Below are 12,721 nucleotides of genomic sequence, written 5' to 3' on the forward strand. Positions count from 1 at the left end.
CCCGTACGACTTCGGTCGTGCGGGCCCTTTCGCGTTGTCATACGGCGGCTTCGGGTGTCGGCTGCGGGCCGAGGGCCATGGCGGCGAGGACGGTCAGCCGTACGACGACTCCGCCGAGCAGCGCGGCGAGGAACCCGTCGACGTCGAGGCCGGAACCCATCTGCGCGCCGAGCCAGGAGACGAGCAGCCAGATGAGGGTGTCCTGGACGACGCCGACCGCGCCGAGGATCAGCAGCGCGATCGGGGGCGCGGTGCGGATGCCGCTGGGATAGCTGGAGATCAGCTGGTTGACGACGAGGAAGACGAGGGCGGGCAGCAGGGCCGCCCAGAACACGTTGTCGCCGATCGGCCGTATGCCGGGGAGCAGTGCGGCGGCGAGGACCGTGCCGAGGTAGGCGCCGAGGGCGCGTCTTCGTTGGTACATGGGCGTGATCATGAGGGTGGTCCGGTGGCTTGGGCAAGACGCGAGTCGGGCGCTAGGCGGGCTGCTTACGGTGTGTGTCGCCCATGGCTGGGGCTCAGCGGACTGCGCCGACGGAAGGGACTCGCCCGATGATGCTGACGGTCGATGTGGCGGTGCTGTTGGCCGTCATCCTCGTGCTGCGGTTGCGGCGGACGGTGCATGCGCGGAGCCGGTCCGATCAGGGCGTGACGGTGGGGCTTGCGCTGGTGTTCGGGGTGCTGGTGGCGCCGACCGCGTTCGGGCACGGGGTGCTGAACGTGGTGGCGCAGGTGGTGGAGGGGGTCTCGGGGGTCCAGGGTCCCTGACGGGGGGCGGTTCGGGTCGGTCACTGGATGTGCTGCTGGTGCGGGTGGTCGTACGAGGTCGTACAGTGCTGTGTCCGAAGGGGTGAGGGGGCTTGTTCGACGTACGAGCTGTGGTCGAGGGATTTCACGGCGTGCGACCGCTCGCCGGCTTGGAGGGCGTCATGAGCAGCTACGGCAGGCAGGGCGCCCCCTGGAACCGCTGACAAGCATGAGGCTCGCGCGGGAGGTCTTCGCGCCGCTCGGCGGAGTGGTCGAGGTCGGGGCGGTCAACGCCATCGGCACATGGGTGCTTGCCGATGTCTCTGTGGGGGAGTTCCTGGCGCGGCGGCACGCTGACGTCGAGCGGCTGATGGACGGGGTCCGCACGGCGTGCGCATTCGATGACGCGGCCATGCGGATGGCGGACGAGGTCGGCTGGTTCCGCGACTACAAGGTGGAGGCGGCGCATCTGCTGCTGTGGTCCGCGGGCGTCATGGGAGTCCCGGAACCGATCGAAGGACTCGACGAACCGTCCCTGATCCGGCGCATCTGCCGCATCGCGGCGGACCTGCAACTCACGGAGTTCCTGCACGCCGTGATCACGGCTGGCGTCGCCGCGCGGACGGACCCCCGGCAAGGCGCGGCGGCGATCGCCGACGTACTCACGATCGCCTGCGACCTCGCCGACGCGACGGGCGGCGTCGTACCGGAACAGGTGTACAGGACGTGGCGGGTCGCCCATCTACCAGGCATTCTGCGCCCGCAGTCGGACGCTCCTGAGCACGGCAAGGCGGGGTTTCGGGCGTACAGCGAGGAGTTGGAAGCGCTGCTCGCCGATGGCTGACATCCACCTGCACCCGCCGAACCGATTCCCAGCGACCGGCTGACCTTTTCCCCGAACGGCCGTTCCAGGTAAGTTCGCGTGTGCATACGGTTGTTGACGATGTGCGCGTGACGGGGGTTGCGGTATGGCGGGGCATCGGCCCACGGACTGGCATGTCCTGGATCTGGAGAAGGATCCGACGCCGGGTGATCCGGACCGGATCAAGCTGCTGGCCAAGACACTTCACGACTTCGCCGATGACGTGTCCGACGCTCTCCGCCTGGTCAACGGCATGGCGGGTGAGGACACCCTGCTGGAGTGGGCCGGCAAGTCCGCGGAGGTCTTCAAGGACGAGTTCGGGGACGTCCCGAAGAACCTCAAGAAGCTGAAGAAGTCCTACGAGTTGTGCGGCGACGCGCTCGCCGACTTCTGGCCGAAGCTGGAGCGGGCGCAGGCGTTGGCGGACCGGGCGCTGGCCAAGGGCCGTGAGGCGCAGAGCGATCTCTCCTCCGCCAACTCCCGCCTGGCGTCCGCCGATTCATGGGTGTCGCGGGCGAACAAGGAAGCCGACAAGTACAAGGACGACCCGACCGGCAGCAAGTCGGGTGGTGACAAGCCGGACGAGGGCAAGGTCCGGGCTGCCACCCGTGATGCCCAGCATGCCAAGTCCGCGCAGACCAGCGCCCAGTCGGACGTCGACAGCGCGCAGGGTGCGCTGGCGGCGGCGAAGAAGATGGCCGAGGACGCGCGCAAGATGCGTGAGGAGGCCGCGCACACCGCGAAGTCGAAGATCGACGAGGCGTCTGATGCGGGTATTCAGAACCGGTCGTGGTGGGAGGAGGTGGGGGACTGGTTCACGGACAACTGGGACAGCATCGTCGCCGTCTGCAAGATCGTCGTAGCGGTCGTCGGCGTGATCGCGATGATCATCGGTGGGCCGATCCTCGGTGCGATCGTGCTGATCGCGGCGCTCGTCGTGCTCGCCGACACGCTCTACAAGTATTCCAAGGGCCAGGCCTCCCTGTGGGATGTGGGACTTGCGGCGCTGGACTGCATACCCGGCATGAAGGGGCTTACGACCCTCGGCGGTCTCGCCAAGGGGCTCAAGGGTGGCCTGGCGGCGATGAAGGGCATCAAGGGCGGCCTGAAGGGCATGAGCCTGGCGGTCCGCGGGCTGGGCAAGAGCGCTCGGGGCATGCTCGCCAATGGGGCCAAGGGCGCGTTCGACCGTCTTGCGGGCGTGGTTCGCCGCGGTGGCAGTGACCCGGTCGACATGGCCACCGGCAAGATGTTCCTGCCGCTGGTCGACACCGAGCTTCCGGGACTCCTTCCGCTCGCTTTCGTGCGCCGGGTGGAGTCGGGGTACGCGACCGGCTGGTGGTTCGGCCCGTCCTGGTCTTCCACGGTGGACCAGAGACTGGAGGTCGATGCCGAAGGTGTCGTGTTCGTCACCGAGGACGGGCTGCTCCTCGCCTATCCGCACCCGGACGCGGTGGACTCACCGGTGCTCCCGGAGACCGGCCCGCGCTGGCCGCTGACCCGCTCGGCAAGCGGTGGTTACACGGTCAGTGACCCGATGACCGGGCACACCCGCCGCTTCATGCCGCCCTCCGGCGGGCTGGCGCTGCTGGAGCGGATATCCGACCGCAACGGCCACACGATCACTTTCGACTACGACGACCAGGGCGCCCCGACAGGCATCCGGCACTCCGGGGGCTACCACCTCAAGATCGTCACGGACGAGGGCCGGGTCACCGCGCTGAGCCTTGCCGGTGCGGCCGAGGACGGCTCGGACGTCGTCATCAAGCGCTACGGCTACACCGACGGCAACCTCACCGAGGTGATCAACTCCTCCGGACTGCCGCTGAAGTTCACGTACGACGGGCGGTTGCGTGTCACCTCCTGGACCGACACCAACCGTCGCAGCTACTCCTACACCTACGACGAGCAGGACCGTTGCATCGCCGAAGGCGGCGAGGCCGGTCACATCGCCCTCACCCTTGACTACGACGGCACCGACTCCGACTGGCCCGGCTGCCGTGTCACCACCCTCACCACCGCCGAAGGCGCCGCCAGCCGATTCGTGATCAACGAGGCGTGCCAGGTCGTCGCCGAGATCGACGCATGCGGTGGCGTCACCCGCACCACGTACGACATCCATCACCACGTCGTGTCCTCGACGGACGCCCTGGGGCACACCACCGCCTACACCAACGACGTGACCGGTCGCCCCCACACCGTCGCGCACCCCGACGGAACGGTGACCCGCATCGCGTACAACGAACTCGGGCTCCCCACGGCACTCACGCTGCCCGATGGATCGAGCCGGTGGTTCGGCTACGACGAGCGCGGCAACCGCACGACCGAAACGGACGCGTCCGGCGCCACGACCCGCTTCACCTACGACGCGGCCGGCCGGCTGACGAGCGTCATCGACGCCCTCGGCGCCACCACGCTGGTGTGCTGCGATGCCGCCGGGCTGGCCGTCGAGGTGACCGACCCCCTGGGCCATCGCAGGACCGCGCACCGCGACGCCTTTGGCCGGGTCGACCTGGTCGTCGACGCGCTGGGAGCACGGACCCGGCGCTGGTGGACCGTGGAGGGACAGCTCGCCCGGGTCCAGGGACCGGACGGGGCGGAACAGTCGTGGGAGTACGACGGCGAAGGCAACCGCGTCCGGCACACGGACGCGGCGGGCGGTGTCACGACGTACGAATACACCCACTTCGACCTGCTGATCGCGCGCACCCAGCCGGACGGGGCCCGCTACGAGTTCGCGTACGACCCCTCGCTGCGCCTGACCAAGGTCACCGCCCCGCAAGGCCTGACGTGGGAGTACACCTACGACCCGGTCGGCCGACTGGTCGCGGAGACCGATTTCGACGGCCGCAGGGTCACCTACCGCCGCGACGCCGCGGGGCGCGCGGTTTCCCGCACCAACCCGCTGGGGCAGTCGGTCACCTACGGGTACGACGTCATGGGCCGGCTGGTCTCCAAGAGCGTGGACGGCGCGGTCACCTCGTACGCCTACGACAGTGTGGGGCGGCGGCTGCGCGCTGCGAGCGTCGACTGCGAGATGCTCTGGGAGCGGGACGCGAGCGGCAGGACCGTCGCGGAGACGGTGAACGGCCGCAGGCTCTCCTTCCGCTACGACGCCACGGGGCGGCGCGTCGAACGGACGACGCCCGTCGGCGCCCGCGCCGTCTACGGCTACGACGCCTCGGGCAACACCACCTCCCTGCTCACCTCCGATCACGTCCTCGACTTCAGCCACGACGCCGGCGGCCGTGAGATCTCCCGCCTGGTGGACGGTTCTCTCCGCCTTTCCCAGAGCTGGGACACCGCGGGCCGCCCCACGGACCAGACGGTGACCGACGCGCGGGGCACGGTCCAGCGTCGCGCCTACGCCTTCCGGCCGGACGACACACTCGTCGGCATCGACGATCCGCTGCGGGGCGAGATCGGCATGACCCTCGACGCCGTCGGCCGGGTGACCGAGGTCAGCGCCCGCGACTGGACCGAGACGTACGCCTACGACTCGGCGGGCAACCAGGTGCAGGCGGTGTGGCCCGGCCGTCACCCGGGCCGGGAGACACAGGGCGACCGCGGCTACGCGGGCAACCGGCTCGTGCACGCCGGTTCTGTCCGCTACGAGTACGACGCGGCGGGGCGGATCGTGACGCGCCGGAAGACCCGGCTGTCGCGGACGCCCGACGTCTGGCGGTACACCTGGGACGCGGAGGACCGTCTCACGTCGGTGACCACGCCCGACGGGACGGTGTGGCGCTATCTCTACGACCCCTTCGGCCGCCGAACGGCCAAGCAGCGCCTTGCCGGAGACGGTGCGACGGTGGTGGAGGAGACCCTCTTCACGTGGGACGGCTTCAACCTCGCCGAGCAGACCACCACCGCCTCCACGCTTCCCCACCCCGTGACCCTCACCTGGGACCACGACGGCCTGTACCCGGTGGCCCAGACCGAACGTCTTACCGACCGGGCCACCCAGGAGGAGATCGACTCCCGATTCTTCGCGATCGTCACGGACCTGGTCGGTACGCCCACGGAACTCGTCGACGTGGGCGGAGACATCGCCTGGCGCTCCCGCAGAACCCTCTGGGGCCTCACCACCTGGCAGGCCGACAGCACGGCGCATACACCCCTGCGGTTCCCCGGCCAGTACCACGATCCCGAATCAGGGCTCCACTACAATTACCACCGCTATTACGATCCGGAGACCGCTCGGTATTGCTCCGTCGATCCGCTCGGACTGGAACCGGCACCGAATCCCTATGGATATGTGCCCAATCCGTACCGCCGGATCGATCCCTTCGGTCTTTCCCCCTACCAGATCCTCTACCACGGGTCGGACAACTGGCAGGGGACGCAGTTCGCGCTGAACATATCCGAGGAGGCGAAACGGGCGGGCACCCCGAACGCCGGTGTATACCTGACGGACGACTTCACCAGGGCCGCGACGGCGTACGGTCGGGACGGGCACATGGTGCGGGTCAAGGTGCCGAAGGAATTCGCGGAGTCCATCTTCCAGCTGGGCGGCCCGAACCACAATCAACCAGAGTTCTTCGTGAACACTCCCGAAGGGTTGGAAATCCTGAACAATGGAATCACCGAAATTCTCCCGACCCGAGAGGCTACCGGGAAATTCTTTGCCGGCCTGTGGTGAAAAAGTGAGGTACTTGGCATGACGGAGAGATTTGCGCCGGTATCCGAGTCGGGACTCGCGTACGACGTGTTCGCGCCGCTGTGGGGAATTCTCGAACTGGCCGCGGTCGCCGCGTCGGGGGAGCAGTCGCTCGGGGAGGTCTCCCTCGAGGGCTTCGTGGCCGCCCGGCGGGAGGAGCTGGACGGCATTCTGGAATCGGTGCGCGTCATCGGCGACTTCTCCGCTGACAGCATGTCCATCTTCGAGCGGCAGGGCGGATGGAACACGGGCCGCGAGGTGACGCCGGAGTACCTGATGATGTACTCCGGCTGCATCGAGGGCTACCCGCCCGACACGGACGACCCCGTGGTGCTGCGGCGCATGCTGCGCATGGGGGGCGACCTCCAGTCGGCCGTCCTCATGAACGCCCTGGTGGGTACGGCGGTTCTGCGGGGCCCGGGTCCGGAAGAAGCGTCGGGTCTTGTCGCCGGCGTCGTACGCGGGGCCCGTGCGCTGCTGGGAGGCGATGCCGAACAGGGGCTGGGGGACACGTTCCGGATGTGGCGGGTCGCCTTCCTGCCGAACGTGCTGCGCCCCGACGTACCGGCACCACAGGGGGAGAAGGAGGCGCGCAGGGCGTACGCCCATGCGCTGGAGGATCTGATCGCGCCCCTTGTTTGACCTGCGTCACTCCCGGGGTACGATCCTCGGCTTCGATTGGCCAGCCGCCCACCCCATATGGCAGACTGTCCGAGTTGCTCGGTCGAGTGTTGATGCTGCGCGCCTCCCGCCGGGAGGACCGGAAGCGAGTCCCACAGTACTCGTCGCCCTAACTGCCACCACGGCAGCGCTGGGGCGGACGTACGGGAATCTTTCGGGAAGCAAGGTGCGGCACCGGCCAGGCGCCCGGTGATTCTCTTTCTCAGGCAAGGGATGTTCGAACAAGGGACATCTGTGTCAGCGAAAGCGCGACACGCCCGACCGCGTGGGTCGGAGCGAGGGTCAGGAACACCGGGTACCAGAGCGTTACGAGACAAAGGACTACTGAGTAGCCATGGCGGGACAGAAGATCCGCATCCGGCTCAAGGCCTACGACCACGAGGTCATCGACTCCTCGGCGAAGAAGATCGTCGAGACGGTGACCCGCACTGGTGCGTCGGTCGCGGGCCCGGTGCCGCTGCCCACTGAGAAGAACGTGTACTGCGTCATCAAGTCGCCGCACAAGTACAAGGACTCGCGCGAGCACTTCGAGATGCGCACGCACAAGCGCCTGATCGACATTCTCGACCCCACCCCCAAGACCGTTGACTCTCTGATGCGACTCGACCTCCCGGCCGGTGTCGACATCGAGATCAAGCTCTGAGGGTCGGTGAGCTGAGAATGGCTAAGCAGATCAAGGGCATCCTGGGCGAGAAGCTCGGCATGACGCAGGTGTGGGACGAGAACAACCGTGTTGTTCCGGTCACCGTCGTCAAGGCCGGCCCGAACGTCGTCACCCAGGTCCGTACGAACGACGCCGACGGCTACGAGTCGGTCCAGATCGCCTTCGGCGAGATCGACCCGCGCAAGGTGAACAAGCCCCTCAAGGGCCACTTCGCCAAGGCCGACGTCACCCCCCGTCGCCACCTCGTCGAGATCCGCACCGCGGACGCCTCCGAGTACACGCTGGGCCAGGAGATCACCGCTGAGGTGTTCGAGGCCGGCGTGAAGGTCGACGTGACCGGCAAGAGCAAGGGCAAGGGCTTCGCCGGTGTCATGAAGCGTCACAACTTCAAGGGCCTCGGCGCCGGACACGGCACCCAGCGCAAGCACCGCTCGCCGGGCTCGATCGGTGGCTGCGCCACCCCGGGTCGCGTGTTCAAGGGCCTCCGCATGGCAGGTCGCATGGGCAACGAGCGCGTCACCACCCAGAACCTGACCGTCCACGCCGTTGACGCGGAGAAGGGTCTGCTGCTCATCAAGGGCGCCGTCCCCGGTCCGAACGGCGGCCTCGTCCTGGTCCGCACCGCGGCCAAGGGGGCCTGAGGTACCGATGAGCACTGTTGACATCCTTTCGCCTGCCGGCGAGAAGACCGGAAGCGTCGAACTCCCCGCGGAGATCTTCGGCGTGGAGAAGGTCAGCATCCCGCTGATCCACCAGGTCGTCGTTGCGCAGAACGCGGCTGCCCGCCAGGGCACCCACAAGACCAAGACCCGCGGCGAGGTTCGTGGTGGCGGTAAGAAGCCTTACCGTCAGAAGGGCACCGGCCGTGCGCGCCAGGGCTCTACCCGCGCCCCTCAGTTCGCCGGTGGTGGCGTCGTGCACGGTCCCGTGCCGCGTGACTACTCGCAGCGGACCCCGAAGAAGATGAAGGCTGCCGCGCTGCGTCACGCCCTCACCGACCGGGCCCGCAACAACCGCATCCACGTCGTCACCGGCGTGATCGAGGGCGACGCTCCTTCCACGAAGGCCGCCAAGTCGCTGTTCGGCAAGATCTCGGAGCGCAAGAACCTGCTCCTGGTCGTCGAGCGCGCCGACGAGGCCGCGTGGCTGTCCGCCCGCAACCTGCCCCAGGTGCACATCCTGGAGCCGGGCCAGCTGAACACGTACGACGTGATCGTCTCGGACGACGTGGTCTTCACCCAGGCCGCTCTCGAGTCCTTCGTCGCCGGCCCGAAGGCCAACGACACCGAAGGGACTGAGGTCTGATGGCCATCCGTCACCCCGCGATTGCCTCCAAGGCTGCGAAGAAGGCCAAGGCCGCGCGCGTCGCCAAGGCCCGCCGCCACGCCGCCGAGGGCAAGAACACCGTCATCACCGCGCCCAGCAAGGCGTACACGGACCCCCGTGACGTGCTGCTGAAGCCGGTCGTGTCGGAGAAGAGCTACGCGCTCCTGGACGAGAACAAGTACACGTTCATCGTCGACCCGAACGCCAACAAGACCCAGATCAAGCAGGCCGTCCAGGCGGTCTTCTCGGTCAAGGTCACCGGGGTCAACACGATCAACCGTCAGGGCAAGCGCAAGCGGACCCGCACCGGCTTCGGCCAGCGTGCGGCCACCAAGCGCGCGATCGTGACCCTCGCCGAGGGCGACCGTATCGACATCTTCGGCGGTCCGACCGCCTAAGGGCGGTCCGGATCGTCCGATATCGGACGAGGACTGAGAAATGGGAATCCGCAAGTACAAGCCGACTACGCCGGGCCGTCGTGGTTCCAGCGTCGCCGACTTCGTCGAGGTCACGCGGTCCACGCCGGAGAAGTCGCTGGTCCGCCCCCTGCACAGCAAGGGCGGCCGTAACAACGCCGGTCGTGTGACCGTTCGCCACCAGGGTGGCGGACACAAGCGCGCCTACCGTGTCATCGACTTCCGTCGCCACGACAAGGACGGCGTGCCGGCGAAGGTCGCGCACATCGAGTACGACCCCAACCGCACCGCGCGCATCGCGCTGCTGCACTACGCCGACGGCGAGAAGCGCTACATCCTCGCCCCGCGCAACCTGCAGCAGGGTGACCGCGTCGAGAACGGTCCCGGGGCCGACATCAAGCCGGGCAACAACCTGGCGCTCCGCAACATCCCGGTCGGTACCACGATCCACGCGATCGAGCTCCGTCCCGGTGGCGGCGCCAAGTTCGCCCGCTCCGCCGGTGCCTCCGTGCAGCTGCTCGCGAAGGAGGGCCAGATGGCTCACCTCCGCATGCCTTCCGGTGAGATCCGCCTGGTCGACGTGCGCTGCCGCGCCACCGTCGGCGAGGTCGGCAACGCCGAGCAGAGCAACATCAACTGGGGTAAGGCCGGCCGTAAGCGCTGGCTGGGCGTTCGCCCGACCGTCCGTGGTGTCGCGATGAACCCGGTCGACCACCCGCACGGTGGTGGTGAGGGCAAGACCTCCGGTGGTCGCCACCCGGTCTCCCCGTGGGGTCAGAAGGAGGGTCGTACTCGTTCGCCGAAGAAGGCTTCGAACAAGTACATCGTCCGCCGCCGCAAGACGAACAAGAAGCGCTAGGAGCGGGTTTAGATGCCGCGCAGTCTCAAGAAGGGGCCCTTCGTCGACGACCACCTGATCAAGAAGGTGGACGCCCAGAACGAAGCCGGCACCAAGAACGTCATCAAGACCTGGTCCCGTCGCTCCATGATCGTGCCGGCCATGCTCGGCCACACGCTCGCGGTGCACAACGGCAAGACCCACATCCCGGTGTTCGTCACCGAGTCGATGGTCGGTCACAAGCTCGGCGAGTTCTCGCCGACTCGTACCTTCCGGGGTCACGTCAAGGAAGACCGGAAGTCGAAGCGCCGCTAGCAGCGGATCGCACTTCAGACACGTAAGTAACTGAGAGGGACAACCATGGAAGCCAGGGCCCAGGCGCGGTACATCCGCGTCACGCCCATGAAGGCCCGCCGCGTGGTGGACCTGATCCGTGGCATGGATGCCACGGAGGCTCAGGCTGTTCTGCGATTCGCTCCGCAGGCAGCCTCCGTGCCGGTCGGCAAGGTGCTCGACAGCGCCATCGCCAACGCCGCGCACAACTACGACCACACCGACGCCGACAGCCTCTTCATCTCCGAGGCGTACGTCGACGAGGGTCCGACCCTGAAGCGGTTCCGGCCGCGCGCCCAGGGCCGTGCCTACCGGATCCGCAAGCGGACCAGCCACATCACCGTGGTCGTCAGCAGCAAGGAAGGAACCCGGTAATGGGCCAGAAGGTTAACCCGCATGGGTTCCGGCTCGGTGTCACCACGGACTTCAAGTCCCGGTGGTACGCCGACAAGCTGTACAAGGACTACGTCAAGGAAGACGTCGCCATCCGTCGGATGATGACGTCCGGCATGGAGCGCGCCGGCATCTCGAAGGTGGAGATCGAGCGCACCCGTGACCGTGTCCGCGTGGACATCCACACCGCGCGTCCGGGCATCGTCATCGGCCGCCGTGGCGCCGAGGCCGACCGCATCCGCGGTGACCTCGAGAAGCTCACGGGCAAGCAGGTCCAGCTGAACATCCTCGAGGTCAAGAACCCCGAGACGGACGCTCAGCTGGTTGCTCAGGCCGTTGCCGAGCAGCTCTCCTCCCGCGTCTCCTTCCGTCGCGCCATGCGTAAGAGCATGCAGTCGGCGATGAAGGCCGGCGCCAAGGGCATCAAGATCCAGTGCGGTGGCCGCCTCGGTGGCGCCGAGATGTCCCGCTCGGAGTTCTACCGCGAGGGCCGTGTGCCCCTGCACACGCTCCGCGCGAACGTGGACTACGGCTTCTTCGAGGCCAAGACGACCTTCGGCCGCATCGGTGTGAAGGTCTGGATCTACAAGGGCGACGTCAAGAACATCGCCGAGGTCCGCGCCGAGAACGCTGCGGCCCGTGCGGGTAACCGCCCGGCCCGTGGTGGTGCCGACCGCCCGGCCCGTGGTGGCCGTGGTGGCGAGCGGCGCGGTCGCAAGCCGCAGCAGCAGGCTCCCGCCGCCGAGGCCCCCCAGGCCGAGGCCGCTGCTCCGGCTGCTGAGAGCACCGGAACGGAGGCCTGACCGACATGCTGATCCCCCGTAGGGTCAAGCACCGCAAGCAGCACCACCCGAAGCGCTCCGGCGCTGCCAAGGGCGGCACGCAGGTTGCGTTCGGCGAGTACGGCATCCAGGCGCTCACCCCGGCGTATGTGACGAACCGCCAGATCGAGGCCGCTCGTATCGCCATGACGCGTCACATCAAGCGTGGTGGCAAGGTCTGGATCAACATCTACCCGGACCGTCCCCTCACCAAGAAGCCTGCCGAGACCCGCATGGGTTCCGGTAAGGGTTCGCCGGAGTGGTGGATCGCCAACGTCAAGCCCGGACGCGTGATGTTCGAGCTGTCGTACCCCAACGAGAAGATCGCCCGTGAGGCGCTGACTCGTGCGGCCCACAAGCTGCCGATGAAGTGCCGGATCGTCAAGCGCGAGGCAGGTGAAGCGTGATGTCGGCCGGTACCAAGGCGTCCGAGCTGCGCGAGCTGGGCAACGAGGAGCTGCTGAACAAGCTCCGCGAGGCCAAGGAAGAGCTGTTCAACCTCCGCTTCCAGGCGGCCACGGGTCAGCTCGAAAACCACGGTCGGCTGAAGGCCGTCCGTAAGGACATCGCGCGGATCTACACCCTGATGCGCGAGCGTGAGCTGGGCATCGAAACGGTGGAGAACGCATGAGCGAGAGCAACGTGACTGAGAACGCAGAGGCCCGCGGCTTCCGCAAGACCCGTGAGGGTCTCGTCGTCAGCGACAAGATGGACAAGACCGTCGTCGTCGCCGTCGAGGACCGCGTGAAGCACGCGCTGTACGGCAAGGTCATCCGCCGTACGAACAAGCTCAAGGCGCACGACGAGCAGAACGCCGCGGGTGTCGGCGACCGTGTCCTCCTCGCGGAGACCCGGCCGCTGTCCGCGACGAAGCGCTGGCGCGTCGTCGAGATCCTCGAGAAGGCCAAGTAGGTAATTCCCGCAAGGGAATTCCAACAAGTACGCCTGCGGGCAAACCCGCAGGACAGTTCCGCCAGGCT

The 12,721-nt window shown here is 67.6% G+C and carries 16 protein-coding genes; 15 read left to right on the plus strand and 1 reads right to left on the minus strand.

Annotated elements, in window-relative coordinates:
• Window positions 1–37 precede the first annotated feature (37 nt).
• The gene (locus ACFUO4_RS19795; protein WP_179143337.1) at window positions 38–424 is read right to left on the minus strand and encodes a phage holin family protein; all 387 of its coding nucleotides are present in this window, start codon (window positions 422–424) and stop codon (window positions 38–40) included.
• 128 nt (window positions 425–552) lie between these two features.
• On the opposite strand from ACFUO4_RS19795, the gene ACFUO4_RS19800 reads away from it, so the two are divergent.
• The 15 genes from ACFUO4_RS19800 to rpsQ all read left to right on the plus strand — a co-directional run bounded on the left by ACFUO4_RS19800 (window position 553) and on the right by rpsQ (window position 12,653).
• A complete protein-coding gene (locus ACFUO4_RS19800) occupies window positions 553–768 on the plus strand; it encodes a hypothetical protein (RefSeq protein ID WP_383486367.1) in 216 nt (71 codons plus the stop codon).
• 208 nt (window positions 769–976) lie between these two features.
• A complete protein-coding gene (locus tag ACFUO4_RS19805; protein WP_383486370.1) occupies window positions 977–1,591 on the plus strand; it encodes a hypothetical protein in 615 nt (204 codons plus the stop codon).
• Window positions 1,592–1,715: 124 nt separating this feature from the next.
• The gene (locus ACFUO4_RS19810; RefSeq protein ID WP_383486373.1) at window positions 1,716–6,251 is read left to right on the plus strand and encodes an RHS repeat-associated core domain-containing protein; all 4,536 of its coding nucleotides are present in this window, start codon (window positions 1,716–1,718) and stop codon (window positions 6,249–6,251) included.
• A gap of 18 nt (window positions 6,252–6,269) precedes the next feature.
• Window positions 6,270–6,911 carry a hypothetical protein gene (locus tag ACFUO4_RS19815; RefSeq protein ID WP_383486375.1) on the plus strand — a complete coding sequence of 214 codons (642 nt, stop codon included), beginning with the start codon at window positions 6,270–6,272 and terminating at the stop codon, window positions 6,909–6,911.
• A 373-nt stretch (window positions 6,912–7,284) separates the two neighbouring features.
• Complete coding sequence (rpsJ, locus tag ACFUO4_RS19820) at window positions 7,285–7,593, plus strand: 30S ribosomal protein S10 (RefSeq protein WP_003948644.1); 309 nt, start codon at window positions 7,285–7,287, stop codon at window positions 7,591–7,593.
• A gap of 17 nt (window positions 7,594–7,610) precedes the next feature.
• The gene (rplC, locus tag ACFUO4_RS19825; protein ID WP_055517290.1) at window positions 7,611–8,255 is read left to right on the plus strand and encodes a 50S ribosomal protein L3; all 645 of its coding nucleotides are present in this window, start codon (window positions 7,611–7,613) and stop codon (window positions 8,253–8,255) included.
• Window positions 8,256–8,262: 7 nt separating this feature from the next.
• Window positions 8,263–8,919, plus strand: a complete 657-nt coding sequence (rplD, locus tag ACFUO4_RS19830) for a 50S ribosomal protein L4 (RefSeq protein WP_097267808.1) — start codon at window positions 8,263–8,265, stop codon at window positions 8,917–8,919.
• Window positions 8,919–9,338, plus strand: a complete 420-nt coding sequence (gene rplW / locus ACFUO4_RS19835) for a 50S ribosomal protein L23 (RefSeq protein WP_079308659.1) — start codon at window positions 8,919–8,921, stop codon at window positions 9,336–9,338. Before rplD ends, rplW begins: the two co-directional genes overlap by 1 nt.
• Before the next feature lie 40 nt (window positions 9,339–9,378).
• A complete protein-coding gene (gene rplB / locus ACFUO4_RS19840; RefSeq protein WP_059192905.1) occupies window positions 9,379–10,215 on the plus strand; it encodes a 50S ribosomal protein L2 in 837 nt (278 codons plus the stop codon).
• A gap of 12 nt (window positions 10,216–10,227) precedes the next feature.
• On the plus strand, window positions 10,228–10,509 hold the full coding sequence (gene rpsS, locus ACFUO4_RS19845) for a 30S ribosomal protein S19 (RefSeq protein ID WP_023547380.1): 282 nt from the start codon (window positions 10,228–10,230) through the stop codon (window positions 10,507–10,509).
• 45 nt (window positions 10,510–10,554) lie between these two features.
• Window positions 10,555–10,902, plus strand: a complete 348-nt coding sequence (gene rplV, locus ACFUO4_RS19850; RefSeq protein WP_003974262.1) for a 50S ribosomal protein L22 — start codon at window positions 10,555–10,557, stop codon at window positions 10,900–10,902.
• A complete protein-coding gene (gene rpsC, locus ACFUO4_RS19855) occupies window positions 10,902–11,723 on the plus strand; it encodes a 30S ribosomal protein S3 (RefSeq protein ID WP_079308658.1) in 822 nt (273 codons plus the stop codon). Before rplV ends, rpsC begins: the two co-directional genes overlap by 1 nt.
• A gap of 5 nt (window positions 11,724–11,728) precedes the next feature.
• Window positions 11,729–12,148: a 50S ribosomal protein L16 gene (gene rplP, locus ACFUO4_RS19860; RefSeq protein ID WP_009327094.1), complete on the plus strand. Its 420-nt coding sequence runs from the start codon at window positions 11,729–11,731 to the stop codon at window positions 12,146–12,148.
• Entirely contained in the window at window positions 12,148–12,372 is a 225-nt protein-coding gene (gene rpmC / locus ACFUO4_RS19865) for a 50S ribosomal protein L29 (protein ID WP_059079052.1), read from the plus strand. Before rplP ends, rpmC begins: the two co-directional genes overlap by 1 nt.
• On the plus strand, window positions 12,369–12,653 hold the full coding sequence (gene rpsQ, locus ACFUO4_RS19870) for a 30S ribosomal protein S17 (RefSeq protein WP_058923761.1): 285 nt from the start codon (window positions 12,369–12,371) through the stop codon (window positions 12,651–12,653). Before rpmC ends, rpsQ begins: the two co-directional genes overlap by 4 nt.
• Window positions 12,654–12,721 lie beyond the last annotated feature (68 nt).

The sequence above is a fragment of the Streptomyces sp. NPDC057280 genome (assembly GCF_042668605.1).
In the GTDB taxonomy this organism is placed as follows: Bacteria; Actinomycetota; Actinomycetes; order Streptomycetales; family Streptomycetaceae; genus Streptomyces.